This window comes from Mesorhizobium helmanticense, from assembly GCF_003034915.1.
Taxonomy (GTDB): domain Bacteria; phylum Pseudomonadota; class Alphaproteobacteria; order Rhizobiales; family Rhizobiaceae; genus Mesorhizobium; species Mesorhizobium helmanticense.
This window is the reverse complement of sequence record NZ_PZJX01000027.1, coordinates 109241-127075: the sequence shown is the minus strand read 5'-3', so window position 1 is coordinate 127075 and position 17835 is coordinate 109241. Positions and strand designations below refer to the sequence as shown.

22 protein-coding genes are annotated in these 17835 nt (G+C 62.4%); 12 read left to right on the top strand and 10 right to left on the bottom strand.

What is annotated here, in order from left to right:
• The first annotated feature begins 24 nt into the window (after positions 1–24).
• The 4 genes from ychF (at position 25) to C9427_RS14090 (ending at position 3379) form a co-directional block, all read left to right on the top strand.
• Positions 25–1128: a redox-regulated ATPase YchF gene (gene ychF / locus C9427_RS14105; RefSeq protein ID WP_107649759.1), complete on the top strand. Its 1104-nt coding sequence runs from the start codon at positions 25–27 to the stop codon at positions 1126–1128.
• Positions 1129–1349: 221 nt separating this feature from the next.
• Positions 1350–2324 (top strand): magnesium/cobalt transporter CorA, encoded by a 975-nt coding sequence (gene corA, locus C9427_RS14100; protein WP_107649758.1) that lies wholly within the window; start codon positions 1350–1352, stop codon positions 2322–2324.
• Between the two features lie 102 nt (positions 2325–2426).
• Positions 2427–2915 (top strand): MaoC family dehydratase, encoded by a 489-nt coding sequence (locus C9427_RS14095; RefSeq protein ID WP_107649757.1) that lies wholly within the window; start codon positions 2427–2429, stop codon positions 2913–2915.
• Positions 2912–3379, top strand: coding sequence for a MaoC family dehydratase (locus tag C9427_RS14090; protein ID WP_107649756.1), 468 nt, complete (start codon positions 2912–2914; stop codon positions 3377–3379). The genes C9427_RS14095 and C9427_RS14090 overlap by 4 nt, the downstream gene beginning before the upstream one ends.
• Before the next feature lie 171 nt (positions 3380–3550).
• On the opposite strand, the gene C9427_RS14085 is transcribed toward C9427_RS14090, so the two are convergent.
• The 5 genes from C9427_RS14085 to petA all read right to left on the bottom strand — a co-directional run bounded on the left by C9427_RS14085 (position 3551) and on the right by petA (position 8271).
• Positions 3551–4096, bottom strand: a complete 546-nt coding sequence (locus tag C9427_RS14085; protein WP_107649755.1) for an adenine phosphoribosyltransferase — start codon at positions 4094–4096, stop codon at positions 3551–3553.
• 89 nt (positions 4097–4185) lie between these two features.
• Positions 4186–5331 (bottom strand): alpha-hydroxy acid oxidase, encoded by a 1146-nt coding sequence (locus C9427_RS14080; protein WP_167434345.1) that lies wholly within the window; start codon positions 5329–5331, stop codon positions 4186–4188.
• Between the two features lie 176 nt (positions 5332–5507).
• The gene (locus C9427_RS14075; protein ID WP_107649754.1) at positions 5508–6365 is read right to left on the bottom strand and encodes a cytochrome c1; all 858 of its coding nucleotides are present in this window, start codon (positions 6363–6365) and stop codon (positions 5508–5510) included.
• Between the two features lie 26 nt (positions 6366–6391).
• Positions 6392–7693, bottom strand: a complete 1302-nt coding sequence (locus C9427_RS14070) for a cytochrome b (protein WP_107649753.1) — start codon at positions 7691–7693, stop codon at positions 6392–6394.
• Positions 7694–7710: 17 nt separating this feature from the next.
• A complete protein-coding gene (gene petA / locus C9427_RS14065; RefSeq protein ID WP_097572335.1) occupies positions 7711–8271 on the bottom strand; it encodes a ubiquinol-cytochrome c reductase iron-sulfur subunit in 561 nt (186 codons plus the stop codon).
• A 261-nt stretch (positions 8272–8532) separates the two neighbouring features.
• On the opposite strand from petA, the gene C9427_RS14060 reads away from it, so the two are divergent.
• Genes C9427_RS14060 through C9427_RS14050 form a run of 3 tightly spaced genes read left to right on the top strand, consistent with a single transcriptional unit; the run spans position 8533 to position 9596 of the window.
• Entirely contained in the window at positions 8533–8826 is a 294-nt protein-coding gene (locus C9427_RS14060) for a type II toxin-antitoxin system Phd/YefM family antitoxin (RefSeq protein WP_107649752.1), read from the top strand.
• Positions 8826–9245, top strand: a complete 420-nt coding sequence (locus C9427_RS14055; RefSeq protein WP_107649751.1) for a type II toxin-antitoxin system VapC family toxin — start codon at positions 8826–8828, stop codon at positions 9243–9245. Before C9427_RS14060 ends, C9427_RS14055 begins: the two co-directional genes overlap by 1 nt.
• A 6-nt stretch (positions 9246–9251) precedes the next feature.
• The gene (locus C9427_RS14050; protein WP_097572336.1) at positions 9252–9596 is read left to right on the top strand and encodes a cupin domain-containing protein; all 345 of its coding nucleotides are present in this window, start codon (positions 9252–9254) and stop codon (positions 9594–9596) included.
• A gap of 3 nt (positions 9597–9599) precedes the next feature.
• Here C9427_RS14050 and C9427_RS14045 read toward each other — a convergent pair whose 3' ends face one another.
• Genes C9427_RS14045 through C9427_RS14030 form a run of 4 tightly spaced genes read right to left on the bottom strand, consistent with a single transcriptional unit; the run spans position 9600 to position 14118 of the window.
• Positions 9600–9911: a DUF6665 family protein gene (locus C9427_RS14045; RefSeq protein WP_107649750.1), complete on the bottom strand. Its 312-nt coding sequence runs from the start codon at positions 9909–9911 to the stop codon at positions 9600–9602.
• Between the two features lie 8 nt (positions 9912–9919).
• Complete coding sequence (locus tag C9427_RS14040) at positions 9920–11800, bottom strand: ABC transporter ATP-binding protein (RefSeq protein WP_107649749.1); 1881 nt, start codon at positions 11798–11800, stop codon at positions 9920–9922.
• A gap of 10 nt (positions 11801–11810) precedes the next feature.
• Positions 11811–13691 (bottom strand): ABC transporter ATP-binding protein, encoded by a 1881-nt coding sequence (locus C9427_RS14035; protein ID WP_107649854.1) that lies wholly within the window; start codon positions 13689–13691, stop codon positions 11811–11813.
• A gap of 31 nt (positions 13692–13722) precedes the next feature.
• Positions 13723–14118, bottom strand: coding sequence for a hypothetical protein (locus C9427_RS14030; protein ID WP_107649748.1), 396 nt, complete (start codon positions 14116–14118; stop codon positions 13723–13725).
• Between the two features lie 461 nt (positions 14119–14579).
• Here C9427_RS14030 and C9427_RS14025 point away from each other — a divergent pair, with 461 nt between their 5' ends.
• Together C9427_RS14025 and soxR are read left to right on the top strand one after the other, a co-directional pair.
• Positions 14580–15038, top strand: a complete 459-nt coding sequence (locus C9427_RS14025) for a tRNA (cytidine(34)-2'-O)-methyltransferase (protein WP_107649747.1) — start codon at positions 14580–14582, stop codon at positions 15036–15038.
• Positions 15039–15226: 188 nt separating this feature from the next.
• The gene (gene soxR / locus C9427_RS14020) at positions 15227–15673 is read left to right on the top strand and encodes a redox-sensitive transcriptional activator SoxR (RefSeq protein ID WP_107649746.1); all 447 of its coding nucleotides are present in this window, start codon (positions 15227–15229) and stop codon (positions 15671–15673) included.
• Here the strand turns inward: soxR and C9427_RS14015 are convergent.
• Positions 15670–15927, bottom strand: coding sequence for a hypothetical protein (locus C9427_RS14015; RefSeq protein ID WP_008877705.1), 258 nt, complete (start codon positions 15925–15927; stop codon positions 15670–15672). The genes soxR and C9427_RS14015 overlap by 4 nt on opposite strands.
• A 106-nt stretch (positions 15928–16033) precedes the next feature.
• On the opposite strand from C9427_RS14015, the gene hemF reads away from it, so the two are divergent.
• The 3 genes from hemF to C9427_RS14000 all read left to right on the top strand — a co-directional run bounded on the left by hemF (position 16034) and on the right by C9427_RS14000 (position 17835).
• Positions 16034–16948, top strand: a complete 915-nt coding sequence (hemF, locus tag C9427_RS14010) for an oxygen-dependent coproporphyrinogen oxidase (RefSeq protein WP_107649745.1) — start codon at positions 16034–16036, stop codon at positions 16946–16948.
• A 250-nt stretch (positions 16949–17198) separates the two neighbouring features.
• Positions 17199–17459 (top strand): DUF1344 domain-containing protein, encoded by a 261-nt coding sequence (locus C9427_RS14005; protein WP_107649744.1) that lies wholly within the window; start codon positions 17199–17201, stop codon positions 17457–17459.
• A 190-nt stretch (positions 17460–17649) separates the two neighbouring features.
• A complete protein-coding gene (locus C9427_RS14000; protein WP_097572344.1) occupies positions 17650–17835 on the top strand; it encodes a DUF1059 domain-containing protein in 186 nt (61 codons plus the stop codon).

Below are 17835 nucleotides of genomic sequence, written 5' to 3'. Positions count from 1 at the left end.
GATTTCCCGATAGGACTAGACAAAATGGGTTTCAAATGCGGCATCGTTGGCTTGCCCAACGTCGGCAAGTCGACGCTTTTCAACGCGCTGACCAGGACGGCGGCGGCGCAGGCCGCCAATTATCCCTTCTGCACCATCGAGCCGAACACCGGCGAGGTGGCGGTGCCTGACCCGCGCCTGCAGAAGATCGCCGCCATCGGCAAGTCGAAGGAGATCATCCCGACCCGCATCTCCTTCGTCGATATCGCCGGCCTGGTGCGAGGCGCCTCCAAGGGCGAAGGGCTGGGCAACCAGTTCCTCGCCAACATCCGCGAGGTCGACGCCATCGTCCATGTGCTGCGCTGCTTCGAGGATGACGACATCACCCATGTCGAGGGCCGCATCGACCCGGTCGCCGACGCCGAGACGGTCGAAACCGAGCTGATGCTCGCCGACCTCGACAGCCTGGAGCGCCGCATCACGCAGTTCCGCAAGCGCGCGTCCGGCAAGGACAAGGAAGCGACCACCGTGCTGCCGATGATGGAGGCCGCACTTGAGCTTCTGCAGGCAGGCAAACCGACCCGCATCTTGCTCAAGGGGATTTCCGCCGAAGACCTGCGCATCCTGCAGGGACTGAACCTTCTGACCTCGCATCCCGTGCTCTATGTCTGCAATGTCGCCGAGGCCGACGCCGCCACCGGCAACGAGCACACCAGGGCGGTGGAAAAGATGGCCGCCGCACAAGGCGCCCGCACGGTTGTCATTTCGGCCGCGATCGAGGCCGAGGTTGCCCAGCTCAGCGACGAGGAAGAGATGGAATTCCTGGCAACGCTCGGCCTCGATGAGCCTGGCCTGAACAAGGTGATCCGCGCCGGCTACGAACTTCTACAGCTGATCACCTACTTCACCGTCGGCCCGAAGGAGACGCGCGCCTGGACCGTGCACAAGGGCGCCAAGGCGCCGCAGGCGGCCGGCGTCATCCACACCGATTTCGAGCGCGGCTTCATCCGCGCCCAGACCATCGCCTACAATGACTTCGTCACGCTGGGCGGCGAAGTGGCGGCCAAGGAGGCAGGCAAGGCGCGCGACGAAGGCAAGGAGTATGTCGTCCAGGACGGCGACATTATGCTGTTCAAGTTCAACACCTGAGCCGGCAAAAGGTCTCGCGGCGGCTGGCCCGACGGCCGCCGATCACAGCTTCGTGCAGGCTGGAGACAAGCCTCTCCGCATCGCTTGACTGCCCCTGGCGACGGGTCTAAGGGGCGTCTGCACCGGCCGGGCTTCGTCCATATGCCTGTCCCCGCCCCGCATCCGAAACGACGCGTCGCTACGAACGAAAACCTCTTTGGCCCCAGCAAGGGAGACCGGCGATGATCAAGGCCTTCGTCGTGGAGAATGATCGCCTGCGCGTCGTCGACGATCTCCTGGCAAGCGGCGACAGGGTGGTCTGGGCCGATCTCCTCAGCCCGACGAAGGAAGAGGAAGCCACCATCGAAACCTGGCTCGGCGTCGCCATTCCGACGCGCGAGGAGATGGAGGAGATCGAGATTTCCAGCCGCCTCTATGTCGAGGACGGCGCCTATTTCATGACCGCCACGCTCCCCGCCCAGACCGAGGCCGACGATCCGCTGATGTCGCCGGTCACCTTTGTCTTGGCCGGCAACAGGCTGGTCACCGTGCGGTACCACGAACCCAAGGCCTTCACGACCTTTCCGCTGCGCGCCGAGAAGGTGGCGACCGGGTGCACCAGCAGCGACACCATCCTGATCGGCCTGCTGGAGGCCATCGTCGACCGCCTGGCCGACATTCTGGAACGCGCCGGCCGCGACATCGAGACGATCTCGCGCGATATCTTCGAGGCGAGATCGACCAAGGTTTCCAAGCGCAACCGCGATTTCCAGGAGCTGCTGAAAGCCATCGGCCGCAAGGAGGACATCGCCTCCTCGATCCGCGACAGCCTGATTTCGCTGCAGCGCCTCGCTGGCTTCCTCGCCCATGCCTCGACGCAGACAAAAATGAGCAAGGACATCCGGGCGCGCATCAAGACCTTGTCGCGCGACGTGCTGTCTCTGGCCGACCATGCCACCTTCCTGTCGCAGAAGATCTCCTTCCTGCTCGACGCGACGCTTGGCATGATTTCGATCGAGCAGAACGCCATCATCAAGATCTTCTCCGTCGCCGCCGTCATCTTCCTGCCGCCGACGCTGGTCGCCTCGATCTACGGCATGAATTTCAATGTCATGCCCGAACTGACCTGGAACTTCGGCTACCCCTTCGCCATTGGCTTGATGATCCTGTCGGCGATCCTGCCGTTCTGGTATTTCCGCCGCCGCGGCTGGCTCTGAGCAAGGCTTGGCTCACTAGAAATCACTTGACCAAAGCCTGTCCGGCCTGCATCCGGGAACGCCGATCCGTGGATCGTACAATCTTGAACCGGATTCCAGATTATGACCGGAAAGACTTGGGCCACCGAAAAGACCTGGGCCTATGAGGATTTCGTCGAGGGCGCGTCGCTCGACCTCGGCACCAAGCTGGTAAGCGCTGCCGAGATCATCGAATTCGCGCAGGAATTCGATGCGCAGCCGATGCATCTCGACGAGGCGGCGGGCAAGGCCAGCATCCTGGGCGGCCTGGCGGCCTCCGGCTGGCACACCTGCGCGATGTTCATGCGCATGCTGTGCGACGCCTTCCTGCTCGATTCGACCTGTCAGGGCGCCCCTGGGGTCGACCAGGTCCGGTGGAAGAAACCGGTGCTGGCCGGCGACGTCCTGAGCGGCAACACCACCGTCCTTGCCAAGCGCTTGTCCAAGTCCAAGCCCCAGCTCGGCCTTGTCACCATGCGCAGCGAGCTTTTCAACCAGCGCGGCGAAAGCGTTTTCGATCTCGAAAACACCGTCATGTTCCTCGCGCGCGACGCCGCACAGGGCCGCTCATGACATTGGACGAGTTCTTCTGCATCGGCGTCACCATCACGCTCGGCTCGCATACGTTCGAACCCGAGGCGATCAAGGCGTTCGCCCGCAAATACGATCCGCAGGTCTTCCATCTCGACGAGGCGGCGGCGAAGAGGAGCGTGTTCGGCGGCCTGTGCGCATCGGGCTGGCACACCGCCGCCACCTGGATGAAACTGAACCTTGCGACGCTCATGGTGACCGAGAAGGATTGGACCGGCCCCGGGCCCTTGCCTGAATTCGGCCCTTCGCCCGGCTTCAAGAACCTCAAATGGCTGAAACCCGTTTATGCCGGGGAAACCGTCACCTTCACCCGCACGGCGCTCGGCCATCGCCCGATGGTCTCGCGGCCGGGCTGGCGGCTGCTCTCGCTACGCTGCGAGGCCTTCGATTCGACCGGCGACAAGGTCCTCGAGTTCGACAGCGCCGTGCTGGTGAAAGTGGGGTGAGGCGCCACTTTCCTTCCCCCCATGTGGGGGAAGGTGGATCGGCGCGCAGCGCCGAGACGGATGAGGGGTGTTGGAAGAAATGAGGCGTTGGTGTCTTCTGGAGCACCCCTCATCCGACCGAGCTTCGCTCGGCCACCTTCTCCCACAAGGGGAGAAGGGAAAGCCCTCCGCTCAATGCCCTTCAAACCCGATCAGCGTCCTGACCGGCACGCCGAGTGCTTCGAGTTTCTCGCGGCCGCCGAGGTCCGGCAGGTCGATGACAAAGCAGGCGGCGAGGATGTCGGCGCCGATTTGCCTGAGCAGCTTGACCGCCGCTTCCGCCGTGCCGCCGGTGGCGATCAGGTCGTCGACGAGGATCACCTTCTCGCCCGGAGAGACGCCATCCCTGTGCATCTCCATCTCGTCCAGCCCATATTCGAGGCTGTAGGCGACGCGAACCGTGTCGAAAGGCAGCTTGCCCTTCTTGCGGATCGGCACGAAGCCGGCCGAAAGCTGATGGGCGATGGCGCCGCCCAGGATGAAGCCGCGCGCCTCGATGCCGGCGATCTTGTCAATCTTCAGCCCAGCGTAGGGATGCACCAGTTCGTCGATGGCGCGGCGGAAGGCGCGCGCATTGCCGAGCAGCGTGGTGATGTCGCGAAATAATATGCCCGGCTTGGGGTAGTCGGGAATGGTTCGGATGGCGGAGAGCAGCGTCTCTTCGAGGGAGGATTTCATGGTTCGCACTCCACACTGGCGTGTTTGCTGTCTTGCCGCGAAGAGCGAGACCCGTTGCTGACTCGGACGTCCGCCCGTTTCGCGCGAGATTATCTGAAACGCAGATTTTCGCGCGTCAATTGTTCGATCGAAGTGCAACCCATCAGCTTCATGCCGCGCTCGATCTCGACACGCATCTGTTCGAGCGCGCGTTCGACGCCCGCCTGCCCGGCCGCCGCCAGCGGGAAGAGATAATAGCGGCCGACGCCGACGGCCTTGGCGCCGAGCGAGAGCGCCTTCAGCACATGCGTGCCGCGCTGCACGCCGCCATCCATGATGACATCGATCCGGTCGCCGACGGCGTCGACAATCTCGGCAAGCTGGTCGAAGGCCGCCCGCGAGCCATCCAGTTGCCGGCCGCCGTGATTCGACAGGACAATGCCGCTGCAGCCGATCTCGACCGCACGCTTGGCGTCCTCCACCGACATAATGCCCTTGAGGCAGAACGGACCCGACCAGAGCCTGACCATTTCGGCAACGTCGTCCCACGTCATCGACGGATCGAGCATTTCGGTGAAGTAGCGGCTGATCGACATGGTTCCGCCGCCCATGTCCACGTGCTCGTCCAGTTGCGGCAGCTTGAAGCCCTCATGCGTGAAATAGTTCAACGCCCAGCCCGGCTTGAGGGCGAACTGTAGCATTCCGGCCAGATTGAGCTTGAAGGGAATGGCAAAGCCCGTGCGCTTGTCGCGCTCGCGATTGCCGCCGGTGATGCTGTCGACGGTCAGCATCATCACTTCGACGCCAATGTCCTTTGCGCGTTGCATCATCGCTCGGTTGAGGCCGCGATCCCGATGGAAATAGAACTGATAGACTTGTGGTCCACTGCTGATCTTGCGCGCCTCCTCGAGGCTGACGGTACCAAGCGAGGAAACACCGAACATCGTCCCGTATTTGGCAGCGGCCTTGGCAACCGCGCGCTCTCCTTGATGGTGAAACAGGCGCTGCAAGGCGGTCGGCGAGCAATAGACGGGCATCGCCAATTTCTGGCCCATGACCGTCACCGACATGTCGATCTCGCTGACGCCGCGCAAGACGTTGGGAACCAGATCGCAAGTTTCGAAGCTTTCGGTGTTGCGGCGATAGGTGACCTCATCGTCCGCCGCACCGTCAATGTAGTTGAAGATCGGCCCCGGCAACCGCCGTTGCGCCATGCGCCGAAAATCGGAAAAATTGTGGCAATCCTGCAGCCGCATCAGCGAATTCCAAGGCCATGGCGTCGACAATCCCTTCGTCGCCGTTCGTGCGTCGAATATCAATCAAGTAACTCCGTGCCAACGGACTATTTACGAAGCTGCCCTGCTGATCACGGCCAATATCGCAAAAAGGGCGCCTCTCGGCGCCCCTGCGTTTCGGTGCGTCTGGGGACCGCTCAGTGCGCCACGCCGGCCCATACCTTGCGCTTCGTCAGATAGACCAGCGCGCCGAAGAGCAACAGGAACACCAGCACGCGAAAGCCGGTCTTCTTGCGGTCTTCCAGATGCGGCTCAGCCGCCCACATCAGGAAGGCCGAGACGTCGCGGGAATATTGATCGACCGTCTGCGGCGAGCCGTCATCATAGGTCACCTGGCCGTCGGAGAGCGGCTTGGGCATCTTCAGCGACACGCCGGACAAGAAGTACGGATTGTAGTGCGTGCCCTCCGGTATCACCATGCCCGCCGGCGGCGTCTCGTCATAGCCGGTCAGCAGCGAATGGATATAGTCGGGACCGCCTTGCGCATACTGTGTGAAGATGTCGAAGACGAAGCGCGGAAAGCCGCGCTCGACACCGCGCGCCTTGGCCAGCAGCGACATATCGGGCGGGGCGGCGCCGCCATTGGCCGAGGCTGCAGCCTCTTCGTTGGGGAACGGCGCCGGAAAATGGTCGGAGGGCTTGCCCGGACGATCGAACATGTCGCCGGCATCATTGGGACCATCATTGATCGTGTACTCGGCCGCCAGCGCCTTGACCTGCGCCTCCGAATAGCCAAGGTCCTCCAGTGTGCGGAACGCCACCAGATTCATCGAATGGCAGGCAGCGCAGACCTCCTTGTAGACCTTCAGCCCGCGCTGCAACTGCGCCTTGTCGTAAGTGCCGAAAGGTCCGGCGAAGCTCCAGTCCATTTCCTTCGGCTCATCGATCGGGAAATGCGTCGGTGCGGCCGCGTTGTGCGCTTCCTCCGCGGCGATTGCCGCGGTGCCCGCAAAGACCAGGCCGAGCAACGCCAGCGAGGTGAGAATCTTCTTCATGCCAAATCCCCTTGAGATTCTCACGCTCAGCCCTTGGTTTCCGGCGCGGCCGTAGCCCCCGCGGGATGGTGACCGCCACCCTTGTTCTTTTCGAGCACCGCCTCGGTAATCGAATTCGGCAGCCGCCGCGGCGTCTCGATCAGGCCGAGCACCGGCAGTGCAACCAGGAAGAAGGCGAAGTAGAACAGCGTCGCCATCTGCGCCATGAACACATAGCTGCCTTCCGCCGGCTGCGAGCCCAGCCATCCCAGCAGGATGGCATCGGCCACGAACAGCCAGAAGAACAGCTTGTACCAGGGCCGGTAGACCGCCGAGCGCACCTTCGAGGTATCGAGCCATGGCACCAGGAACAGCATGACGATGGCGCCGAACATGCACAGCACGCCGCCGAGCTTGGAGTTGATTGGCCCGACGTTGAAGGTGATGGCGCGCAGGATCGCGTAGAAGGGCAGGAAGTACCATTCCGGCACGATATGGGCGGGCGTCTTCAGCGGATTGGCGACCGTGTAATTGTCCGGATGGCCGAGATAGTTCGGCAGGTAGAAGACGAAATAGGCGAAGAAGAACAGGAAGACGATCATGCCGAACGCGTCCTTGATGGTCGCGTAAGGGGTGAAGGCGACGGTGTCGGTCTTCGACTTGACCTCGATGCCGGTCGGGTTCGACTGGCCGACCACATGCAGCGCCCAGACATGCAGCACGACGACGCCGGCGATCATGAACGGCAAGAGATAGTGGAGCGCAAAGAAGCGGTTCAGCGTCGGGTTGTCGACGGCGAAGCCGCCGAGCAAGAGCTGCTGGATCCAGTCGCCGACCAGCGGGATGGCGCTGAAGAAGCCGGTGATAACGGTGGCGCCCCAGAAGCTCATCTGACCCCAGGGCAGCACATAGCCCATGAAGCCGGTCGCCATCATCAGGAGGTAGATGATGCAGCCGAGGATCCACAAGAGCTCGCGCGGTGCCTTGTAGGAGCCATAGTAGAGGCCGCGGAAGATGTGGATATAGACGGCGACGAAGAAGAACGAGGCGCCGTTCGAATGCAGGTAGCGCAACAGCCAGCCCGAATTCACGTCGCGCATGATCTTTTCGACCGAATCGAAGGCGAGAACGCTGTCCGCCGTGTAGTGCATGGCCAGCACGATGCCGGTCAGGATCTGCGCTACCAGCATGATCGACAGTATGCCGCCGAAGGTCCAGGCATAGTTGAGGTTGCGCGGCACCGGATAGGCGACGAAGCTGTCATAGACCAGCCGCGGCAGCGGCATGCGGGCGTCGAACCAGCGTTCGATACCGGTCTTGGGCGTATAGGTCGAGTGTCCCTCGCTCATCGAAATGTCCCCTAGCCTCAGCCGATACGGATCTTGGTGTCGGAAATGAACTGGAACACCGGCACCAGCATGTTCTCCGGCGCCGGCCCCTTCCGGATGCGGCCGGCGGTATCGTAAACCGAACCGTGGCACGGGCAGAACCAGCCGCCGAATTCGCCTTCCTGGCCGAGCGGAATGCAGCCGAGATGGGTGCAGACCTGAACCATCACCATCCAGGCTTCCTTGCCCGGCGTCGTGCGGTTGGCGTCGGTCGCCGGCGCGTCGGCCGGCAGATTTTCATTGCGGGCGATCGGGTCCTTGAGGTCGGCCAGATTGACCGCCTCGCCGTCCTTCATTTCCTGCTCGGTGCGGTTGCGCACGACCACCGGCTTGCCGCGCCATTTCACGACAAGCGACATGCCCGGCGTCAGCGAGGCGACGTCGACCTCGACCGAGGCCAGCGCCAGCGTCGAGGCATCCGGGCGCATCTGGTCGATGAACGGCCATGCGACGGCGCCCGCGCCGACCACAGCGGCCATGCCGGTGGCGACGTAGAGAAAATCGCGACGGTTGGGATCGTGGATTTCGGTTGCGCTCACGGGTGCCTGATCCTTTCGCCTCTTCGATGCCGGTGGCCGAGCCTTGTTCCCCGCTCGTTTACGCCAACCCGACAGCGCATGGCGAACAGGCTAGCGAATTCCTCCGGCATTTGGACTTCGGTTTATGCGTGAAGCCCGTTTTTGTCCAGACGGGTGAAGGCACAAGGGCAGATTGTCGCGGGCGTCCCGCGCAGACATAAATTTGACCCAGGAACACGAATGTAGCAATATATCTACATCTTCCCGATAAAGGTGCCCAAAATGAACATCAGGGCGAAGACGATCACCACCATATCGAGCCGTGAATTCAATCAGGATACGGCTCGCGCCAAGCGCGCCGCCAGGAACGGCCCGGTCTTCATCACCGACCGTGGCAAGCCTTCCCACGTGCTGATGTCGATGGAGGAGTATGAGAAATTGAAAGGCCCCGAAGACGAGCCGGAAAGGTTCAAAAGCCTTGCGGACCTTCTGGCGGATGATCGGCCGGAGGCGGATTTTGATTTCGACATCCCGGAACTCAAGAGCGTGTCCCTGCGGCCTCCCGAGTTCGACTGATGTATCTACTCGATACGAATGTCATCTCCGAACTTAGGCGAAGAGACCGATGCGACCCGAACGTTCGCATTTGGGCAGAAAGTCGAAATCCGGCCGAGTTTTACGTTTCGGCCGTCAGCATTCTCGAGGCTCAGATCGGCGCGCTCAGAGCAGAACGAAAAGACATAGGGAAAGCAGCCGTTCTGCGCGCCTGGATCGACGGAATGGTTGCCGAGATCGCAGAGCGTGTACTCCCCGTGGATCTTGCCGTTGCGCTGCGCTGCGCGCCTCTCCACGTTCCGGATCCTCGGCCTGACCGCGACGCCTACATCGCCGCCACCGCGCTGGTCAACAACATGACGGTCGTGACCCGCAATACGAAGGATTTCGAAGGCACTGGAGTGAAACTATTCAATCCCTGGATACCGGTGACGAGTTAGATGGCCATGGCGCATGTCATCAACCCTGACCGCTGGGCGAACGCGCCCGATCGCTGGCAAGGCGAACTGGAGTGTGGTGCCTGGGGCTCCAACAGCTGCCTGATCTTCAACTACCTGCCCGGCATCGGCGGCGGCCCGCGCCTGCACCAGCACCCTTACAGCGAGATCTTCATCATCCGCGCCGGCACCGGCCTGTTCACCGTCGGCGATCAGGAAATCGAGGCCACCGCCGGCCAGATCCTGATCGTGCCGCCCAACACGCCGCACAAATTCACCAATCTGGGACCCGGTCCGCTCGAAACCACCGACATCCACGAGAACGGCAGCTTCATCACCGAGTGGCTGGAGTGATATTCACTTCGCGCCGAGCCTCGCCAGCACGGCATTGGGGATGTTGTATTCGCGGATCACCGCGTCGTGCTTGCGCAAGCCGCACAGTTCGCGCTGGATGAAATAGCCGTGGACGGCCTCGGCCGCATCCCTAAGCAGCTGAGGTCGATGCTCGTCGCCACCATTTTCGCGCAACCTCGCCAGCGTTTCCTCGACGCGCTGGCCGGCGCGCCCGAGTGCCGCCGCCTTTTCGGCGAGGATTTCGTGGCCGAGCAGGTCGAGCGCACTCTCCTGCTCGCCCGGACGTCCAAAATTCGAAGGCATCCGCATCGACATGGCTTGTCTTACTCCGCCGGCCTTGTCTCTTCCAGGGCGCTTTCCTCGTTGAACAGGAAGCCGCCGGATTGCCGCTTCCACAGCCGCGCATAGAGCCCGTCTCGCGCCACCAGTTGGTCATGCGTGCCCTGTTCGACGATGCGGCCGCCATCGAGCACCACCAGGCGATCGAGCGCGGCGATGGTCGACAGCCGGTGCGCGATGGCGATGACCGTCTTGTTTTCCATCAGCCTTGCCAGATTCTCCTGAATGGCCGCCTCGATGTCGGAATCGAGCGCCGAGGTCGCCTCGTCGAGGATCAGGATCGGCGCGTCCTTGAGGAAGACGCGGGCAATCGCCACGCGCTGGCGCTGGCCGCCCGAGAGCTTGACGCCGCGCTCGCCGACAAAGGCCTCATAGCCCTGCCGGTCGCGATTGTCGCGCAAGGTCAGGATGAATTCGTGCGCCTCGGCCTTCTTCGCCGCCGCGATCACTTGGGCGTCGGTCGCGTCGGGCATGCCGAGCTTGATGTTGTCGCGCAGCGAGCGGTGGAACAGTGCGGTATCCTGGCTGACGACGCCGATATTGGCGCGCAGCGAGTTCTGCGTCACCTTCGAGATGTCCTGGCCGTCGATCAGTATCGTCCCGCCCTCGAGGTCATAGAGCCGCAGGATCAGGTTGGCGAGCGTCGTCTTGCCAGCGCCGGACGGTCCGACCAGCCCGACCTTTTCGCCCGGCCGCACCACGAGATCGATGCCATCGAGCACGCCGAACCCCTTGCCGTAATGGAACTCGACCTTTTTCACATCGATCCGTCCGCCGGCTACGACCAGCTCTTTCGCGTCGGGCGCGTCGATCAGGCCGAGTGGCTGCGAGATCAGCGCCTTGGAGTTCTCCAGCACGCCGAGATTCCTCAGGATGCCATTGAGCTGCATCATCAAACGGCCGAGCAGCATGTTGAGCCGCAGCACCAGCGACAGCGTGAAGGCGACCGCGCCGACGGTGATCGAGCCTTCGACCCAGAGGTAGACGGCAAAACAGGCAATCGCCGTGATCATGATGCCCGACAGCGTCGTCAGCGCCATGCGCACGCCAGTCAGCCGGCGGGTGAACGGGCGAAGCGCGTCGAGATAGATGTCGAAGCCGCTCCTGAGGTAGCGGTCGTCGCCATCGGCGGAGAACAGTTTCAGCGTCTGCACGTTCGAATAGGAATCGACGATGCGGCCGGTGATCATCGAACCGGCCTCGGCCGTTTCTTCGGCATGTTTGCGGATCTCCGGCACATAGAGCCTGGCCAGAAAGCCAAAGGCGGTGATCCAGATCACCACCAGGGCCGCCAGCCTCAGATCGAGGCCGGCGACCAGCGCCAGCGTCGTCACCGTATAGACGATCATGAACCAGACGACCTCGATGAAGCTTTCCATCAGGTCGCCGGTCGCCTGTCCCGCCTGCCAGACCTTGGTGGCGATGCGGCCGGCGAAGTCGTTCTGGAAGAAGGCGTAGGACTGGCGCGAGACATGGCGGTGCGCCTGCCAGCGCACCAGATTGTAGAAGCCCGGCGTGATCGTCTGTTCGTCGACCAGCGCCGACAGGCCGACGACGATGGTGCGGATGACCAGCACCACGACGGCCATGAACACCAGTTCGGGACCGGCGGCGGTCCACAGGGCGTGCCAGCTGCGCTCGGGAAGCTGGTCGAGTATATCGACCAGCCTCCCGACGAAATAGAACAGCCCGGCTTCGACCAGCGGTGCGATGCCGCCGATCACCAGCATGGCGAAGAAGGCGAATTTCGCCTGCCCGACATAGTGCCAGAGGAAGCCGCCGACGCTGAGGGGTGGCCGAAGATTCGCGGGCTCCCGGAACGGATAGACCCAGTTCTCGAACCAGCGGTAGACGGCAGTCATCATTCGGCGGCCATCATTCTGCAGCTTGACCCTTGGCAAGTGCATCGTTGGCGGCGGGGGCCGGACCATCGTCGAGCAGGAAGCCGCCCGACTGACGTTGCCAGAGCTGCGCGTAGAGCCCGCCGCTGGCGACGAGTTCCTCATGCGAACCTTCCTCGATGACATGGCCCTTGTCCATGACGACGAGCCGGTCCATCGCCGCGATGGTCGACAGCCGGTGGGCAATGGCGATGACGGTCTTGCCTTGCATGAGCTTGTAAAGGTTCTCCTGGATGGCCGCCTCGGCCTCTGAATCGAGCGCGGACGTCGCCTCGTCGAGAATGAGGATCGGTGCGTCCTTCAGCATAACACGGGCGATGGCGATGCGTTGCCGCTGGCCGCCGGACAATTTGACGCCGCGGTCGCCGACATGAGCATCGAAACCCTTGCGGCCAGTAGCGTCGACAAGTGCCGATATGAAATCCAGCGCCTCGGCGCGGCGTGCCGCCTCGACAAGCATCTCCTCGCTGGCATCAGGCCGGCCGTAAAGGATGTTCTCGCGCACCGAGCGATGCAGCAGCGAGGTGTCCTGCGTGACCATGCCGATCTGGGCGCGCAGCGAATCCTGCGTCACCGAGGCGATCTCCTGGCCGTCGATCAGGATCCGGCCAGCTTCCAGGTCGTAGAAGCGCAGCAGCAGATTGACCAGCGTCGATTTGCCGGCGCCCGAACGGCCGACGATACCGACCTTTTCGCCGGGCTTCACCGTCAGCGACAGGGCCTCGATCACGCCCTTCTGCTTGCCATAGTGGAAGCGGATGTCCTCGAAACGGATCTCACCCTTGGTGACGGCAATGTCCTTGGCACCGGGCCTGTCCTCGACCAGGCGCGGCAGCGAGATCGAGCCGATGCCGTCCTGCACCGTGCCGATGTTCTCGAACAGGCCGGACATCTCCCACATGATCCACTGCGACATGCCCCACAGCCTGAGCACCAGGCCGATGACGACTGCGACGGCGCCGATCGTTACCGCCTGGCCAAGCCACAGCCACAGCGAGATAGCGGTGACCGAGAACAGGAGCAGCGAATTCAGGACGTAGAGCAGGCCGTAAAGCACCGTCACCAGCCGCATCGACCGGTAGACCGTATCGAGGAAGCCCGCCATGCCTTCCCTGGCGAAGGACGCCTCGCGCCGCGCGTGGCTGAACAGCTTGACTGTCTGGATATTGGAGTAGCTGTCGACGACGCGGCCGGTCATGGTCGAGCGCGCATTGGCCTGCTCCTCGCCGACCTTGCCCAGCCGCGGGATGAAGAAGCGCAACAGCCCGATATAACCGGCAAGCCAGACGGCGAGCGGCGCCGCCAGCCGCCAGTCGGCCGAGCCGACGATGACCAGCATGCCGAGGAAATAGACGACGACATAGTTGAGCACGTCGATGAGCTTGATGACGCATTCGCGCACGGCGAGCGCCGTCTGCATCAGCTTGGTCGCGATGCGTCCGGCGAACTCGTCCTGGTAGAAGGTCATCGACTGCTTGAGCAGATAGCGATGCACCTGCCAGCGGATGCGCATCGGGTAGTTGCCCATCAGCGTCTGCTGGTTGAGCAGCGAATGGAACCAGACGGTCGCCGGCAGTGCGAAGACCACGATGAAGGCCATGCCGGCGAGCTTCCAGCCCTCGGTCTGCAGGAAGGTCTCGCGGTTCTGCGCCGACAGCCAGTCGACGATCCGACCGAGGAAGCCGAACATCCACACCTCGGCCAGGGCGATAGCCGTCACCAGCACCGCATCGAGAATGATGTAGGGCCAGGCGCCGCGCGTATAGTGCACGCAGAAGGCGACCAGCGTCTTTGGGGGCTCGACCGGTTCCTCGGCAGGGAACGGATCGAGCCTTTTTTCAAACCAGCGGAACATTGTCTTGGTACTCATATGTCTGTTTTTGCGCTCACGCGGCACGGGAATGGGTAGCGTCCCCGGATCGCATGGCGTCAAGGACCGACGGCCCGGAATCACCCGGGCCATCGGTCCTGCTTCGCGCAATATAGGGTGTGGCGGACTTTTCGCCGACAGGCTCGTTTGACGATCCTGACGGCGCGGTGTCAACGACCCGGATCTTCGCACCCGGCCTGATCAGCCTGATGATGCGGCGCACCAGCGAAGGACGACTGTGGTCAGGAACCGCGCGCGAGAAATCGACATCAGGCAGCATGCCGCGATGCGGACGCCGGCGCGTCTCGGCGTGGACCGCCGACGAATAGGTTTCGCCGATCAGCAGCGCCCAGGTCGCCATCTTGCGCTCGTGCAGGCTTCTTGAACCGGGTATTTTATAGGGATCGAACATTGGTCCGTCCTCCATGTGAAGGTGCGATAAAAAGGGTGAAGCAAGCTCGACCGCCGGCATTCGGCCAAAGGCAGGGATAACGTCGGCGTGCATTGCGTCGGTCAGGACACGATGGCTAGCATCGGTCCGGACACGTTCAGGTGGGGCGCCCAGCCCCTTTTGCAGTTTGAAAAACATCGCAGGATTCCTTCGAAAGCCGAAAACTAGGTTCGGCGGGAATCGGTGCGATCAAATCTTAAAGTGTCAGGAGAATCGTCGTGCCGAAACCGCCGTGGGGCGTACTAGGCCCCGAGAGGGGCGCTGGTTGTGCATGGTCATCATGAATTCCCCCTCCATCGGTTCGGGTTGACAATGAAGCTGACATACCCGACTTCGCAGAAAATGGCCACCCGCAGGTCCAGGAATTTCCAAAACCGCGAAATCCCTGTGGCCGATCTGCCACTTATTAGGAAGACGCGGAAATGAACGACCGTCTCCGCATCGCGCTCTACCAGCCGGATATCGCCGGCAATACCGGAACAATCCTGCGCTTCGCCGCCTGCCTCGGGCTCGGTGTCGACATCATCGAACCGACCGGCTTCCCGATCTCCGATCGCGCGCTGAAACGGGCCGGCATGGATTATTTCGAAATGGCGCGGCTTTCCCGGCATGTCGACTGGCAGGCCTTCGAAAACTGGCGCAGAAGCGAAGCGCGGCGGCTGGTGCTGCTGTCGACCAAAGCCGCGACCGCCTACACCGATTTCGCCTTCGCCGCCGGCGACATACTCCTGTTCGGCCGCGAATCCGCGGGCGTGCCGGATTCTGTCCACGAGGCGGCTGATGCGCGATTGACGATCCCGATGCAGCCCGGCGCGCGCAGCATCAATGTCGCGCTTTCCGTCGCCATGGTGGCCGGCGAAGCGATCCGGCAGCTCCGATAGGATTCGCAGCTCATCAGCGGGCGTGGCGGTCACGGCCGCTTTCTGGCCCCCGGCTACTTTCGGGCCAATGACCGCGCCGTCTCTTGTCATTTTCACCCAGGCGCACATCGCCTTCTCCTGCGGTTTGCATATCCAGGGTTTCTTGGTTACAAGCTCAACTTAACTTGAGGTCAAGCGGAAAAATTCGAATGGCTCCGGTAACGGAATTGACGGTCGGTCAAGTGGCGCAGCGCAGCGGGGTGGCGGTATCGGCGCTGCATTTCTACGAGACGCGCGGGCTGATCCGCAGCCACCGCACGTCAGGCAACCAGCGCCGCTATGGGCGCGACGTGCTGAGACGCGTGGCGATCATCCGGATAGCGCAAGAGGTCGGCATCTCGCTGGCCGGGATCGGTGCAGCGCTTCAATCCCTGCCCGAAGGCCGTACGCCGACGCGCGAGGATTGGAATCTGCTTTCAACCGCTTGGTGTGACGAGCTCGATCAAAAGATCAGCCAGCTGAAGAAGCTGCGCGACGGCCTGACCGACTGCATCGGCTGCGGCTGCATGTCGATCGACAAATGCCCGCTGCGGAACAAGGACGACCGGCTGGCAAGGGAAGGCACCGGGGCAAGGCGGCTGCTTGTCGAGCGCTAATCCGCAGCCGGTAGCCGTCTGATGGTGAATTCGATGACGTCGCCCGGCCGTTCGAACCAGCTCTCGATCTCGGTCCAGTAGGCCTGCTTGGGAAAGCGCTCGAACCATTCTTGCGCCTTGAGGCGCGCATCGGGGCGCGGCAGCACGAAGGTCTCGCGCAGGAAACCGTCGCGCGGCATGCGCTCTCGTTCGGCGCGCGACCGATCGAGCCTCTTCTTCAGCCCATCCAGCGGCGGTCTTGCCGGGGTGCGCACGAAAGAACTCCTTGCCCCTTGATCAGACTTGACGCTTCTACCCAAGAGACTAGGGATCGCGCCCGGAAAAGACGAGTCTTTTGTCGGCTGCAACTGGAGACAGCATTTGGAACGACCTGAAATACCCGTGGGGCTGCCGGCCGACATAGAACAGAAAAAGACGAAGGCCAGGCTGTGGTTCGAGACGCTGCGCGAGCGCATTTGTGCAGCCTTCGAGCAGATCGAGCAGGATCTGCAGGGACCGCTGGCCTCATGGTCGCCCGGCCATTTCGCGAAGACGCCATGGGAGCGCGACGAAGGCCGCGGCGGTGGCGGCACCATGTCGATGATGCATGGCCGTGTCTTCGAGAAGGTCGGCGTTCACACCTCGACCGTCCATGGCGAGTTCTCGCCGGAATTCAGGAAGCAGATGCCGGGCGCGGAAGAAGACCCGAGTTTCTGGGCGAGCGGCATTTCGCTGATCGCCCATCCCTGGAACCCCAACGTGCCGGCGGTGCACATGAACACGCGCATGGTCGTCACCTCGCGCCAGTGGTTCGGCGGTGGCGCCGATCTGACGCCGGTGCTCGACCGCCGCCGCGTCCAGGACGACCCCGATACACTGGCCTTCCACCGGGCCATGCAATTCGCCTGCGAGAAGAATGCCGGCGTCGCCGACTACGCGAAATTCAAGGCCTGGTGCGACGAATATTTCTACCTGCCGCATCGCAACGAGCCGCGCGGCACCGGCGGCATTTTTTTCGACTGGCTGCATTCGGGCGAGGACAAGGGCGGCTGGGACGCCGATTTCAACTTCGTCCAAGATGTCGGGCGATCTTTTCTCGTCGTCTACGGACATCTCGTTCGCGCCAACTTCAACGACAACTGGACCGACGGCGACCGCGACGAGCAACTCATTCGACGTGGCCGCTATGTCGAATTCAACTTGCTTCACGATCGCGGCACCATCTTCGGACTGAAGACCGGCGGCAATGTCGCGTCGATCCTGTCCAGCCTGCCGCCGGAAGTAAGGTGGCCGTAAAATAATGGTGAGCGGAGCGTGAAACCGCATTCATGTCCCATTCGCCTGATTTTGGCGGGGAATGTGGCGTCACGAATATCTTTTTCGTCTAATACACAATTGAAATATTTGGATTATTTGTCGTTTCCGGGCCGGGAAACGCCGGCGGTTCTCTCCTCCTCTGGAACCGCGACCCGACGCGACCGGACGGCCCATGATTGAGTGGGGCACCTGCCCAAACGGGTGCCCTCATTTTCCAGGAGAGCATGCCATGCGCAAGCTTATTATGACGGCCGCGGCTGCCGCCGTTCTCGCCTCTGGTGGCGCCGCCTTCGCCGCGGTCAAACACATCACTGGCACGGTCAAGACCTATGATGGAACGGCGATGAGCCTTGTTCTGGATGACGGATCTACCTTTACGCTGCCCAAGACCTTCAAGGATCCTGGCCTGAAGGCCGGCGAAAAGGTCCGCGTTTCCTGGGACATGAGCGGCAAGCACAAAGTTGCCGAGGCAGTCAAGATCGTGAAGTGATGGCCTGCCCGCCGGAGCAAGACATGGTCTTGTCCCGAGAGCAAGACGCAGTCTTGTCTCCGGGGTAGCGTAAGGGGGCGGAGCAGCGCTGCTCCGCCCTTTTCTGATCCTTCGGATGCCCGGCGCTGCCATGCAACTGAATCCGCCGAGATGTGTTATGCTAGTCCTTCAACGAGAAGGGAGAGAGCCAATGAAGGAATTTCAATGCGGGTCGCTCGTTCCCGGCTGCGAATGGCACACACGCGCCGATGAAGAAGCCGAAGTCATGCGCCGCGCCGTCGAGCATATGCGCGAGACGCATGGCGAAACGACCATCCGCGAGACGATGATCGAGGCGATCCGTTCGCGCATCCAGAAGGTCCGCGACGCGGCTTGA